Annotated in this window: 14 protein-coding genes and 1 pseudogene; 8 read left to right on the top strand and 7 right to left on the bottom strand. The window is 48.8% G+C overall.

The window, feature by feature from the left end:
* The first annotated feature begins 301 nt into the window (after positions 1-301).
* From EB241_RS19170 to EB241_RS19160, 3 genes are all read left to right on the top strand, one after another.
* On the top strand, positions 302-1,225 hold the full coding sequence (locus EB241_RS19170; RefSeq protein WP_124234684.1) for a carbon-nitrogen hydrolase family protein: 924 nt from the start codon (positions 302-304) through the stop codon (positions 1,223-1,225).
* 95 nt (positions 1,226-1,320) lie between these two features.
* A complete protein-coding gene (locus EB241_RS19165) occupies positions 1,321-2,022 on the top strand; it encodes an alpha/beta fold hydrolase (protein WP_124234683.1) in 702 nt (233 codons plus the stop codon).
* Positions 2,023-2,156: 134 nt separating this feature from the next.
* A complete protein-coding gene (locus EB241_RS19160; protein WP_124234682.1) occupies positions 2,157-2,594 on the top strand; it encodes a DUF3828 domain-containing protein in 438 nt (145 codons plus the stop codon).
* Positions 2,595-2,606: 12 nt separating this feature from the next.
* Here the strand turns inward: EB241_RS19160 and EB241_RS21830 are convergent, their stop codons facing one another.
* The 5 genes from EB241_RS21830 to EB241_RS19135 form a co-directional block, all read right to left on the bottom strand.
* A complete protein-coding gene (locus EB241_RS21830; RefSeq protein WP_124234681.1) occupies positions 2,607-3,014 on the bottom strand; it encodes a DUF535 family protein in 408 nt (135 codons plus the stop codon).
* The gene (locus EB241_RS21825; protein WP_124234680.1) at positions 3,005-3,412 is read right to left on the bottom strand and encodes a DUF535 family protein; all 408 of its coding nucleotides are present in this window, start codon (positions 3,410-3,412) and stop codon (positions 3,005-3,007) included. The genes EB241_RS21830 and EB241_RS21825 overlap by 10 nt, the downstream gene beginning before the upstream one ends.
* Before the next feature lie 191 nt (positions 3,413-3,603).
* On the bottom strand, positions 3,604-3,855 hold the full coding sequence (locus EB241_RS19145; protein WP_124234679.1) for a hypothetical protein: 252 nt from the start codon (positions 3,853-3,855) through the stop codon (positions 3,604-3,606).
* Positions 3,856-4,144: 289 nt separating this feature from the next.
* Positions 4,145-4,399, bottom strand: a complete 255-nt coding sequence (locus tag EB241_RS19140; RefSeq protein ID WP_124234678.1) for a hypothetical protein — start codon at positions 4,397-4,399, stop codon at positions 4,145-4,147.
* A gap of 839 nt (positions 4,400-5,238) precedes the next feature.
* The gene (locus tag EB241_RS19135; protein ID WP_124234677.1) at positions 5,239-5,637 is read right to left on the bottom strand and encodes a transposase; all 399 of its coding nucleotides are present in this window, start codon (positions 5,635-5,637) and stop codon (positions 5,239-5,241) included.
* Positions 5,638-6,161: 524 nt separating this feature from the next.
* On the opposite strand from EB241_RS19135, the gene EB241_RS19130 reads away from it, so the two are divergent.
* Both EB241_RS19130 and EB241_RS19125 read left to right on the top strand, forming a co-directional pair.
* The gene (locus EB241_RS19130; protein WP_124234676.1) at positions 6,162-7,424 is read left to right on the top strand and encodes an MATE family efflux transporter; all 1,263 of its coding nucleotides are present in this window, start codon (positions 6,162-6,164) and stop codon (positions 7,422-7,424) included.
* 2 nt (positions 7,425-7,426) lie between these two features.
* Positions 7,427-8,380, top strand: coding sequence for an ATP-grasp fold amidoligase family protein (locus EB241_RS19125; RefSeq protein WP_124234675.1), 954 nt, complete (start codon positions 7,427-7,429; stop codon positions 8,378-8,380).
* Positions 8,381-8,431: 51 nt separating this feature from the next.
* Here EB241_RS19125 and EB241_RS19120 read toward each other — a convergent pair whose 3' ends face one another.
* Positions 8,432-8,713 (bottom strand): YjcB family protein, encoded by a 282-nt coding sequence (locus EB241_RS19120; RefSeq protein WP_124234674.1) that lies wholly within the window; start codon positions 8,711-8,713, stop codon positions 8,432-8,434.
* Between the two features lie 326 nt (positions 8,714-9,039).
* A pseudogene (gene soxS / locus EB241_RS19115) lies at positions 9,040-9,369 on the bottom strand (superoxide response transcriptional regulator SoxS); the annotation flags it as partial.
* A gap of 125 nt (positions 9,370-9,494) precedes the next feature.
* On the opposite strand from soxS, the gene soxR reads away from it, so the two are divergent.
* The 3 genes from soxR to EB241_RS19100 all read left to right on the top strand — a co-directional run bounded on the left by soxR (position 9,495) and on the right by EB241_RS19100 (position 12,233).
* Complete coding sequence (gene soxR / locus EB241_RS19110) at positions 9,495-9,965, top strand: redox-sensitive transcriptional activator SoxR (RefSeq protein WP_124234672.1); 471 nt, start codon at positions 9,495-9,497, stop codon at positions 9,963-9,965.
* A gap of 40 nt (positions 9,966-10,005) precedes the next feature.
* Entirely contained in the window at positions 10,006-10,668 is a 663-nt protein-coding gene (locus tag EB241_RS19105) for a glutathione S-transferase family protein (protein ID WP_124234671.1), read from the top strand.
* Positions 10,669-10,883: 215 nt separating this feature from the next.
* Positions 10,884-12,233, top strand: a complete 1,350-nt coding sequence (locus tag EB241_RS19100; protein WP_124234670.1) for an NCS2 family permease — start codon at positions 10,884-10,886, stop codon at positions 12,231-12,233.
* The last annotated feature ends 142 nt before the right edge of the window (positions 12,234-12,375 follow it).

Raw genomic sequence — 12,375 nt, 5'->3', positions numbered from 1 at the left:
TGGCACTAATGAGGACAGAGAGTACGGATGTTCATCGGGGCTCACGAAGCCGGATATATGTGTGTGGCTACTTTGTCAGAAAGAGACCTGCCGGTGCTTGCATCGGAGAGGTGTCCATATAAGCTATTTATGTTTCAGAACACAGCTTTTCATTTTTTAAAATGATGGGAAGATACCACCGCGATTTGCCCATCGACTGACACATTCCGACAGACGAGCCTGTCCACTGCCATCTGGCAAGCCTGATTGATTAATCGTTTAATGTCTCTCAGTATGGCAGGAAAGTCATGGGAGAATCATAATGTCTGTCTCCGTTGTTGCTGCATTGCAGATGGGATCGCACCCCGAGGGTAAAACCGCCACTTTGGCACAGATCATCAGTTACGAAGAGGAAATACGCCGTCAGGGTATCAGCCTGGTGGTAATGCCTGAAGCACTGCTGGGTGGTTATCCGAAAGGCAGTAACTTTGGCACCTGGCTCGGTTTTCGCCTGCCGGAGGGGCGCGAAGCGTTTGCTGCTTATTATGCCACTGCCATTGATGTTCCTGGAGAGGAGTGCGACGCACTGGCGGCGTTTTCCGCCCGCTGCGGTGCCGATGTGGTCATCGGCGTAATCGAACGTGATGGCAGCACGCTGTATTGCAGTTCGCTGTTCTTTTCGCCTAAGGACGGGCTGGTCGCGAAGCACCGCAAACTGATGCCAACCGGTACGGAACGTTTAATTTGGGGGCAGGGAGATGGCTCAACGCTACCGGTAGTAGAAATGGCCGCGGGTAAAGTGGGCTGCGCTATCTGTTGGGAAAATCACATGCCGTTGCTGCGTGCCGCCATGTATGCCAAAGGCGTGCAGATTTGGTGTGCGCCAACGGTTGATGAGCGCGATGTCTGGCGTGCTTCCATGCGGCATATCGCTCATGAAGGCCGCTGCTTTGTCATTACCGCCTGCCAGATGCAGCCAACCCCCAATGAATTAGGCACAGAGGTTCCCGGTTGGGATCCAGACCGGGTGCTCATCAACGGCAACAGCATGATTGTAGGCCCTCTTGGCGAGGTGTTGGCAGGGCCGATGACCGGTGTCAGTGGTTTGCTGACGGCAAAAATCGACACTGCTGAACTGGTGCGTGCGCGCTATGATTTTGATGTTTCCGGGCACTATTCCCGTCCCGATGTGTTTTTCCTTACGGTGGATGAGCGCGCAAAGCACGGTGTTGTATTTCTTAAATAGCCAGCGGTCAGTGAGAAAAACAACAGGCCAATCCCCTGAAAAAATTGTTGCAAGGCTGTTATCATCGCGGCAAAGAATTAAGAGGGCAGGATGAGATGACGGGGATGGTTTTACTGCCCGGCATGATGTGTGATGCCGGATTATGGCAGCATATGGCCGCAGGGCTGTCCGGGTATGGACCGCTGATGTGTGGCGATTTATCCCGTGACAGTTCGCAGGAAGAGATGGCGACCAGAGTGCTTTCTCAGGCTCCTGAGCGTTTTACGCTGGTGGGATTCTCAATGGGCGGATTTGTGGCCCGTGAGATGGTACGTCAGGCAGGGCAGCGCGTCCGGCGTTTGATCCTGATCGCCACCTCCAGCCAGCGTGACAGCCCGCAGACCAGCGCATACAAAGCAGCCACGGCACAATCACTGTTGAACAGTCACGGCACTTTTCGTGGTCTGGGGCAGAAAGCGATAGCGTTGTCATTAAGTGAAAAACACGCTGATGATCCCCGTTTACAGTCGCAAATTCTTGAGATGAGCCTGCGTGTCGGTAAGGAGGCATATTGTCGCCAGCTACTAATGGCACGTCACAGCGATACCCATCTGTTGGATCAGATCCGCTGTCCGGCGTTGGTGATTGCTGCCGCAGAGGATCGGATGCGCCGTGTGGAGGAGTCGCGAATATTGTATGAACATCTCCCGCACGCCACCTTTGAAGTCATTGATGATTCTGGACATATGCTGCCGCTGGAACAGCCTGCCGAACTGGCGCAACGTATTTGCCGCTGGCTGGCAGATACCACAGGATAAAAAATTTACTAAAAAAATGCAGAAATCCGCTCAAAAAGTGGTGCGAAAGGGTAAATTAGCAGGGTGTTGGCATACTGAAGCATGGACGCACACGGGCTGCTACGAGAAGAATTTATCGGGAAGAGATGGCACTAATGAAAAAATGGTTACTGGCGCTGGGCATGGCGCTGTTTGCTTTGCACGCCGGAGCGGCGCAACAGAATAGCGATCCTCAGACCACCAGCAAAAACTTCTACAGCTGGTATCTTAGCGCACTGAATAAAGAAGAAAGCCCGATTGATGAGCACGATCCGTTACTGAACGAATATGTAACGCCACGGCTGTTGCAGAAAATCCACGTGTTGATAAAAAGCCCGGACGGCATGGATGATGACTATTTTTTACAGGATCAGGACTACAGCGATTCCTGGGTGGATCATGTCAGCGTCACCCGCTTTACGATAAATGGTGATACGGCTTCCGGTGATGTCACACTGGGTAACGATCCTGACGATCGGCAACAGTTGCTGGTCACTTTGCACCGGGATCTTCAGGGCTGGAAGATTGACGATGTTGCCAAAGAAAACCGCTGATCTGCGTGGCGATCAAAGCTGTCCGGCGAACTGTTGGCTTAACATATCCAATAGCTCATAGCGTTTGCGGTATTCTGACCGTTTTTGGCTGGCGATTGACTCCGGGGCTTTACGTGGAAACGTCAGCGGGATTTCATATAAGCTGGCCGACAACGGCACGGCATTCAGCGTTTCCCAGAATTCATTGTAGCTTTCGAGAAACAGGCGCTTTTTCATCAATTGATAATGCAAGCTGCGGAAAATATGCCCTTCATCACTGACATTCTGGCCCCCCTCCATACCTGCTGCCCGGCAGAATAACAGCAGGGTTTCCATCAGCAGCCGTTCAGGAAACAGGCCATAACACGCTCTGGTCGCATCGCGGATCAGTTCATGTGGGGTATCCCGGTGGGCACCCTGCATACCGCCAATCACAAGCACACTGCTGCCGTTTTGTCCGTCAGCATCGCCAGTTTTATACCTGGCATGCTGATAAACAGATTGACCTCGCCCTTGCGTTCGCAGCGTCCGGTGCAGGCAAGTGTGATGGTGAAATGTTCGCCATTCTTGCCAGTAAACTGCAACACATCCATCCCCTGTGTCGTCAGCATGGCCAGGCGGAGGCGAAATGACGACAGATTTTTGGTGAAATCATAGTGATCGATCACCGCCTGCGCGCGCTGTGTGACCGGCCCCCCACGCAGATAAGGGCGGTGAATTTTGCTGGGTAAGGTGTGCTGAATCGACAGGATCCTGTTCATCACCGGCTCTGCCACGATGGCATCGATCAGGCGATAGGTGGTCACCGGGTATATCAGCGAACGTATCAGATATTTCATCCGATATTCACAGCCATACCACCGTTTACCTGGCTTAAGCCGGCCGGAAACCAGCGAAAGGAAGAAGTGACACTGTTCTCCTGATGGGGTAACGAGGTGGTATCAGACATGTTAATTATCCTGGCGCGAAAAGCCTTAGTGAAGCACTTCAATATTTAGCGCAGGATAATTACCTGTATGATGAAGGGATATTATTGGCGTCGGTTGATAAAATGTTTAAAGTCGCCAGGCCCAGGCAGCAATGAGCATGCGATTTTTTGGTTAAAAAATAGCCCGGTATTATCCTGCTGGGGCAGTCCTTCATTGTCAGAATCAACAGAATTTAATGTAATGAACGGCAGTGCATATGCAGCCTGACGCCATAGCAGGTTGACTGCGTTCGCTGATGACATCACGCCGTTTCCCATCACTTTCCACCGTTTATCTGGTGCAATTTGCGCCACTGGCAGGTTTTTTTGCAGGCAACGCTGGCGCTTTTTATTCTGCAATTCAGGACAACTATGCTGGCAGTTATTCTTTTGGCGCTGGTTGCGGGAGTGATGTAAGTGCCGCTCTCCGCAGGCCAGCTTGTGGTGGCAGGCTTTCTTTATGCAGCACAATCGATGGGTGCTGTGTCACTTATGACCTGTTTTCGGCATTGCCTGGTCCGGTTTACCCGCAGCAACGGTATTGAAGTGCGCAAGCTGACGCTGTCAGGAAACCTTCTTTATAACATCTGACTGTCAGGCGTCCTCAGGCTGTGCCCGTTACCACCATGATGGTTGGCACACTGTTGGTGAGTGTCCCGATCAGCACAAATTTGCTACGTGACCATCCGTTTGCCCGGATGCCGTGGCGACAGCGGGTCCCGGCACGGTTGCTGTCGGACTGTTCTGTTCTGTTCTGTTCTGTTCTGTTCTGTTCTGTTCTGTTCGTGGCGTGGCGTGGCGGGTGACGCGGTGCCGGAGTGAAGCCAGCCAGCGTCGCTCGTTGGCCTGGTGCTGGCAACAGGGAAACCTGAACAGGTTACCCTGAAAATAGCGGTCACTGAATGATAAGAACGCAGAGATATCAGGCTCACCAACAAAAGCATGGGACTTTCTTTATACTGTATTTGTGATATCAGCCTCATTTTCAGACGATTTGTATCTTTTTTGAATAGGGCGTCTGCGCATTGCTTTCCTGCCACAGGAAACAATTGTTCTGCTATAAGAATAATCGCTAATGCGATTCATCACTTTTTTGGGACAGTCAATTTGTTCTACTTATTTCATGTCAGGCATTAATTGATACAGTCTGATTCTCGTTGAACCATCATTAACTCAAATTTTTTATCGATACTCTGATTAATAATGGTCAGCTGCTAATTCGGAAACATTAATGATGCATGTGTAACAGATTCCACATTATTCAGTCTGATGCAAATAGCTAAGCGAAAGTTAAGCTTTTTTTCTGAATGCCAGCAGAGGATGAAATTGTCGGGAGAAAGGCGCGGGGACAAAATCTGTTCTTATTATGAGCATATTTTTAAAAAAATGTAAAAACATCGGTCGATATAGAGTGATTCTCCTTGCTTTATTTAACATGAAAGCGTGCGTTGTGAGGTGAATAGACAGAGAGGCTTATATACTTACAAGCGCATCTTTCTCTATGTTTGAGAAAGATACGCTTGTACTGTATTGATGTTAAAGGTTAATTTTGGCTGTCGCCTTGCCGCGCACCCCGGAGGGTTCGGGTTTAATGATTAGCACTTAAGAGAATATGTCGACCAGGGACAGGACTAAACACCTGGGCTGTCACCGGAATATTCAGGTTTTAACCATTGAAGAACACATTATCGCCATTTGCTATTGATGATTTTCCAGGTTGTAGGGATAGTGATAAACGCTGCGGCTAATATCCATCAGGCGGCAACTACGCCGGGTCCCTATCTCATAATTCTCCTGTAGAAAATTAACTGCCTGGCGTTTCTCATTGGTAGTAAAGAAATTTTTCATTACACTTTGCAGCATTTCCTTGTCAGAGGTGAGCGTTTGCAACTCACGTTCCATGGTGTGAATCTTGTCCTCTAACTCTTTGATTTTTCTGCCTTCCTCTGAGAAAAGACCAGAATACTTCTTCTTCCAACTATAAAAGGTTGCTTCAGAGATCCCAAGTTCTTCACAAATCTCTTTCACTTTAACGCCGCACTCAGATGCTTTAATTGCACTGGTGATTTGCTCTTCGGTATATCGTGATTTTCTCATAAATGCTATTACCTTTCTTAACTATAATGTGATGATAATTATTTCATTAACTAATGGATCTAATTTATCCATAAATTAGTTCAGTCTCGTTGAGTACACGATTTGAATGCATTGCTTTACGTTAAGGTATTATGAAGAAATATCATCATGGGATTTCTCCTATTTTATTTCCTATGGTGCCAGTTGACTTTCGATATTTCGTTTTTTGTTATAAATTCGTTCACGTCGATAAATGCTGGCGATGAGTAATTAAGAATAATCCAGAGGATGAAAATACAGTGCCAGGATAATTATTAGTCCTGCTTTTTTTTTGTGTGTGTGGGGTTAATTTCAGGATGGATCAGAATATTCCTGAATAAATAATGCTCTATCAATAAATTCCTAAAATAAAAGCAGCCTGGTTTCTTTTTTACAATAAATCCTTTCAGGACCGTCTTTTTGTACGGTTTTGAGATGCTTATTTCCCTTGTAGGCAAGGATGTGCCGTGTTCAGCATTTAGTTTAGTACTACACAGGATTCCTCGATGAAATACAGTGTGTTATCAAATGCCGCCTGGATGATGTCTGAAAAAGTGGTTTCGGTCTTCGGTGTGATATTTGTTACATCTTACGTAGCCAGGTCATTCGGTCCGTCGGTATTCGGACAAATAACATTTTCTGCCTCGCTTTTTTCTATTATTCAGACAATCGCTATTTTTGGCACGGAAACTCTTCTGTTCAAAAGTATCAGCAAGAGTGCAGCCAGAGGGATGCGGCTGATGGCCGTCGCTAAGCAGCTACGAATAGTATTGTTATTATTACTGTCCGTGCCGGTATTAATTTATGTCTGGCTTATGATGCGGGAAAATTTTCTTATCTTTACGATTGCCTCTTTTCTGTCCGCGATTTTTGTCACTCAGGATATTTTTAGCGTCTATAACAATGCGCGGCTAAAATCGCGCATGAATACACTCGCTAATGCGATGGGAATGATACTCAGCTTTGCACTCAGCTTCAGTGTCGCATGGCTAAAACTCAGCCCGCTGTGGCTGTCTCTTTCTATCGTCTCGGTCACACTTCTGCCGTACCTTATTAAACGCAGTATGTTTTATCAGGCCAACAGCATCTGTCCACCACCGAAGCGTAAGCAACGTAGCTACCTGTGTTATCTGTTTCAGGCAGGATTGCCGCTGGCCATTTCCAGCGTTTTCATCTCGGTTCAGGTGAAACTTGCACCGTTTTTTCTGGTGGGTGGCGGATCGGCACATCAGTTAGGATTGTTTACCGCTGCCAATACGATTTCTGCTTCCTGGATTTTTATCCCGGCGGCAATTATTACCTCCAGCTTCACTGAAATCTTCAGAGAGCGCACGGAGGTTGCAGTAAAGCTGGCTGCAAGGCTGTATGGCTACGTGATGGCGATTTCATTGCTGATGCTCCTGTTGGTCACCTTATTTGGTGAGCGTCTCATCCGTACCCTTTATGGGCATGACTACATGCAGTCGGGAAGTCTCGTTACGTTGTTGTCACTGGCAACCTGCCTTTCGGCGATGGGGACAATCGCTTACCGCTATATGGTGAAAGAAGGTGGGTTTCATTATCTGTTGGTAAAAATTGTTTTGCTGGTCGTGATTAGCCTGGTGACCAACTGGTATTTCATTCATATCTGGGGATTAACTGGCGCTGCCTGGAGTGTACTCATTACCGAGTTTCTGTCTCTGACCGTAATGAATTATTTCTTTAAGAATGGCGTCATTCTTAAAATACAGCTTTCCTCTCTCAACTACAAAACATACAAATTGAGGTAAAAATGTTGAAGCTCAAAACCCAATTGAGAAAAAGCGTACTGTACCTTTTTAGGAAAATACCGTGGGCTTATCAGGATCGGATTTATTATTTTCGGAGATTTAAAAAATTACCGAATATTAATCAGCCGAAGTTGTTCAATGAAAAGATTCTTCATCGTAAGTTTGTCACCGGCGATCATGTTCGTTATGGCATTCTTTCAGATAAAATCTTGGTGAGAGATTACATTGCAAAAACCATTGGCAATAATTATCTGATTCCTATGGTTCATGAGACATCACGACCGGCTACGTTGCTGACGCTGGCATCGCTAAAAAACACGGTGATCAAATCTAATCATGGATCGGGGATGGTGGAAATCCTGCTGGAGGAGCCGGATAATTTCCAAAAACAACGACTGGTAAAACGTTGTGAAGAATGGTTAAGCCGTGATTTCTCACTGGAAGCGCGTGAGATTCATTATCGTTATATCAAGCCGCGTATTCTGGTTGAGCAGTATGTTGGTGACGGTAAACTTGCTGCGGTGGACTATAAATTCCACATGTTTAATAAGAAAGACGGTAATTTCGAGTATGTTTTGCAAGTCATTTACAACCGTATTGGTGATGCGCCATTGTCGATGAACTTCTACGTCAACAGCCTGAAATACTGTTTTTACAAGATCCGCGATACCGGTTTCGATATCAGTAGTGAAATGCCTGCGCTGGAGAAAGCGCTGGAGCTGAGTAAAAAACTGACCGGTGATTTCGATTACGTTCGGGTGGACTGGTATATCAATGAAGGACAGATTTACTTTGGTGAACTGACGTTCACCCCCGGAGCGGGCATGGTGACTGGCCTGGATCAAGGGCTGGATGAAATCATGGGCAATATGTGGGTTCAGGATCGTAAGACCCTGACAACAGTAAAAGACTTAAACCGCGTGGTGGCCTTGCCGGCAGAACTCAAGAAAGTCTGACAGACGGCAGAAATTATCTGTCGCTTCTTTTCAGCACGCGGCGGATAATTTTTACGGTACAGGATAGTCAGTTGGGGTGTGGCTCATGACATCCACAAACACATCTTTGGTGATTTTCCAGAAATTGAGCAGATTGTCCATGTTAAGAGTGATCCCCAGCAGACCAGTCACGAACCAACATGACATACCGATTCCCACGCCGGTAAAAACGAAAGCCATCGCGTTATGGCTGGCCTGACGGCACTTTAGGTTAAAAGTGCTGGCAAGAAACATCATCACTGCACTGACCAGTTCCCATCTCATTAATACCAGGCTGGCGGTTATGGTACCCATCTCTTTTGCAAACTCCGGGATAAATCAGGCTGGCAGTGAATTGTCATCACCATTCAGACGAAAAATTGCCAGCAATACCGTTCATCTGAACTGACCAGAGAGTCATAAAAGTGTGACCAGAGTCACATTATATCATCTGAAAAAAAAGCAGACCACTTTTCATGCGCATCTGAGAGTGCTTTGCACAGTGAAAATAGCCAGTCCATCTGAAAAAGGGTTCTGCTTTGCGAGGGCCTGCGGTAAAACGGTTTCATCATTGAGTGATTGGATGGTACGGCACCCGTGCGCGCAGGCCATCCGCTCGCGTTGGCTCATATCAGTGAGCGGGCGCGGCGACGCATACAGTGGCGATAGGCTGTCGGAGTCAGAGAAAACTGTCGCCGGAATACTCTGGAGAAGGTTTGCTGCGATTCATAACCGTACTGCATGGCAATATCAAAAACCGGTCGCTGAGTCTGGCGTAATGCTTCTGCGGCCAGAGTCAGACGGCGTTCACGAATGTAGCCTCCCAGTGTCTGGCGTGTCACCGTGCGAAACATCCGCTGTAAATGCCATTTTGAATAACCTGATTTAGCAGCTACCTGATCAATAGAGAGTGTTTTGTCCAGATTGCTGTCAATCCAGTGGGTGAGGGTGTTGATGATGTCGTCATGCATACGTTGTCTTCTCCCCGGTTGCTGACAGCTGAGCTGGTGGTCGTGGAATAGCGGATAAGGTTTACTTCATCTTTTCAATGGTTGCCGAGTATAATTCCTCAAGTTAACTTGAGGTAAAGCGACAAATGAAAAAAAACCATCGCGCTCTGAACAAGCGTGAACTGACGCCCGGCGACGTAGCACAGCGTTGCGGCGTTGCGGTCTCCACGCTGCATTTCTATGAAACGAAACGATTAATCAGCAGCTTCCGTAATACCGGTAACCAGCGACGCTACAACCGGGATGTGCTACGGCGGGTAGCGATTATTAAAATTGCCCAGCGTATCGGCATCCCTCTCGCCACCATCGGTGAGCACCTGATGCAGTTTCCTGTGGATAAACGCATGTCGTCAAAAGAGTGGGCGATACTCTCCGGTAAGTGGCGAGAGGAGCTGGATAACCGTATCAATACGTTGACCCGCCTGCGCGATGACCTTGATGGCTGCATCGGATGTGGCTGCCTGTCAATGGCGGACTGCCCGTTGCGTAATCCTGATGACCGGCTCAGTGAGCGCGGCACCGGCGCTATCCTGCTGGAGCCAGCGAGAAAGTCGTGATGTCTATACTGAATATTCTTTATGCACACAAGGACCGGCTATGATCACTGTTCACCATTTAAATAACTCCCGTTCACAACGCATATTGTGGATGCTGGAGGAGCTTGAACTCCCCTATCAAATCAAACAATACCAGCGTGAAAGCAGCATGTTGGCCCCTGAGTCGCTAAAGAAAGTCCATCCTCTGGGCAAGTCTCCGGTGATCACTGATGGGAACCTTACTGTTGCTGAATCTGGTGCCATTCTTGAATACCTTCAGGAACGCTATGACAGCGAAAACCGGCTGACGCTGACCGATGAGGACGCCCGTTTGCAGTGTCGTTACTGGCTACACTATGCGGAAGGATCGCTGATGCCCTTGTTGGTGATGAAGCTGATTTTCAGCCGCCTCGGCAAACCCCCGGTGCCCTGGCTGTTGCGTCCGGTCGGCAGCGCGTTTGGCAAAGGGGTACAAAAAGGGTATCTGGATAAGCAGCTTGCCACTCACCGTGATTTTATCGGGCATCATCTGGCGGATAACGAGTGGTTCGCCGGATCGCAATTCAGCATTGCCGACATACAAATGAGCTTTCCGTTGCAGGCGCTCACCAGCCGTGGTGGTGCAGCGAACAGTCCGGCTATTCAGGCATGGCTCACCAGGGTTCAGCATCGTGCTGCCTGGCAACGGGCGGTGGATAAGGGCGGAAAAATCACGCTGGAGTAAGTGGTTTGCGCCGCGAACGAGGGAGACGCTTCCATAAGAAAGTACTATTACGGTGTCCCTCACCGGATGGGTAGAGTCTGATCGGTTAACTGCCAGCACGTCATCGGCGCACTGACTGAATATATGCACAGTCAGGAGTTGAAAATGCACTGATAAAGGCAGGATAATCGTTTGCCTTTCCATAAATCATAAGAAATCTCAGGGGATTTTCTCACATGGCAACTCCTTCTTATCAGGCCCGCGGCTCGCTGGATACCTGGTTTAAAATTTCTGCACGCGGCAGTTCTGTTCGCCAGGAAGTGATAGCTGGCCTCACCACCTTTCTTGCAATGGTCTATTCAGTAATTGTCGTGCCCTCAATGCTGGGTAAGGCGGGCTTTCCACCGACGGCCGTATTTGTCTCCACCTGTCTGGTAGCGGGTTTTGGTTCATTAATCATCGGGCTGTGGGCTAATCTGCCGATGGCGATTGGTTGTGCTATCTCCCTCACCGCGTTTACGGCGTTCAGTCTGGTGCTGGGCCAGCATATCAGCGTGCCGGTGGCGTTGGGTGCGGTATTTTTAATGGGAGTGCTGTTCACGTTAATTTCAGCAACCGGCATTCGCGCCTGGATTTTGCGTAATCTGCCGATGGGTGTGGCGCATGGAACGGGGGTGGGGATCGGTCTGTTTCTGCTGCTGATTGCGGCGGATGGCGTGGGGCTGGTGGTAAAAAATCCTGCTCCAGGATTGCCTGTTGCACTGGGCAATTTTGCCTCCTTTCCGGTAATAATGTCTCTGATTGGTCTTGCGGTGATTTTCGGTCTGGAAAAGCGGCGTGTGCCCGGTGGGATTTTGCTGACGATAATTGCCATTTCCATCGCCGGATTGATTTTTGATCCAGCGGTGAAATATCAGGGGCTGTTTGCCATGCCTTCCTTGTCTGATGCGCAGGGACATTCGCTGGTGTTCAGTCTGGATATTCTCGCGGCGCTAAAACCTGCCGTACTGCCCAGTGTACTGGCGCTGGTAATGACCGCCGTGTTTGATGCTACCGGAACCATTCGTGCGGTGGCTGGGCAGGCGAATCTGCTGGATAAAGAGGGGCAGATTATTAACGGTGGCAGGGCACTTACCACGGACTCACTGAGCAGCGTGTTTTCCGGTCTGGTGGGTGGCGCTCCGGCAGCGGTCTACATTGAATCTGCCGCAGGAACCGCCGCTGGCGGCAAAACCGGTCTTACCGCTATGGTGGTGGGCATTATGTTTCTGCTTATCCTGTTCCTTTCGCCACTGGCGTATCTGGTGCCGGGCTATGCTACCGCACCTGCCCTGATGTACGTGGGCCTGCTGATGCTAAGTAATGTGTCAAAAATCGATTTCAGTGATTTTGTTGATGCCATGTCAGGCCTGCTGGCTGCGGTGTTCATCGTGCTGACCTGTAACATTGTCACCGGCATTATGCTGGGTTTTGCTGCACTGGTTATTGGTCGTCTTTGTGCCGGAGAGTGGCGCAAACTGAATGTTGGCACCGTGGCGATCGCCGTGGCGCTGGTGGCTTTCTATGCCGGTGGTTGGGCGATTTAACGCTGGTCCTTGAGGCCGTTCATCCGGCCTCTTTTATTTGCATTTCCTTTCTTTTTTCTCCGCGATCGCACATATCCTGTTTTTAAACGGTTTATATTTTTGTTTTACTGTTCACCTGCACCACCCCTCAGCAGGGTAGGTT

This window comes from Erwinia psidii, assembly GCF_003846135.1.
Classification (GTDB): domain Bacteria; phylum Pseudomonadota; class Gammaproteobacteria; order Enterobacterales; family Enterobacteriaceae; genus Erwinia; species Erwinia psidii.
This window is presented reverse-complemented; position numbering and strand designations above follow the sequence as displayed.

Coding starts and splice junctions, on each gene's coding strand:
- EB241_RS19100 (WP_124234670.1), top strand. CDS start 10,884: ATGGCAACTCCTTCTTATCAGGCCCGCGGCTCGCTGGATACCTGGTTT.
- EB241_RS19125 (WP_124234675.1), top strand. CDS start 7,427: ATGTTGAAGCTCAAAACCCAATTGAGAAAAAGCGTACTGTACCTTTTT.
- EB241_RS19170 (WP_124234684.1), top strand. CDS start 302: ATGTCTGTCTCCGTTGTTGCTGCATTGCAGATGGGATCGCACCCCGAG.
- EB241_RS19105 (WP_124234671.1), top strand. CDS start 10,006: ATGATCACTGTTCACCATTTAAATAACTCCCGTTCACAACGCATATTG.
- EB241_RS19135 (WP_124234677.1), bottom strand. CDS start 5,637: ATGAGAAAATCACGATATACCGAAGAGCAAATCACCAGTGCAATTAAA.
- EB241_RS19160 (WP_124234682.1), top strand. CDS start 2,157: ATGAAAAAATGGTTACTGGCGCTGGGCATGGCGCTGTTTGCTTTGCAC.
- EB241_RS19165 (WP_124234683.1), top strand. CDS start 1,321: ATGACGGGGATGGTTTTACTGCCCGGCATGATGTGTGATGCCGGATTA.
- EB241_RS19120 (WP_124234674.1), bottom strand. CDS start 8,713: ATGGGTACCATAACCGCCAGCCTGGTATTAATGAGATGGGAACTGGTC.
- EB241_RS19130 (WP_124234676.1), top strand. CDS start 6,162: ATGAAATACAGTGTGTTATCAAATGCCGCCTGGATGATGTCTGAAAAA.
- soxR (WP_124234672.1), top strand. CDS start 9,495: ATGAAAAAAAACCATCGCGCTCTGAACAAGCGTGAACTGACGCCCGGC.
- EB241_RS21825 (WP_124234680.1), bottom strand. CDS start 3,412: ATGAAATATCTGATACGTTCGCTGATATACCCGGTGACCACCTATCGC.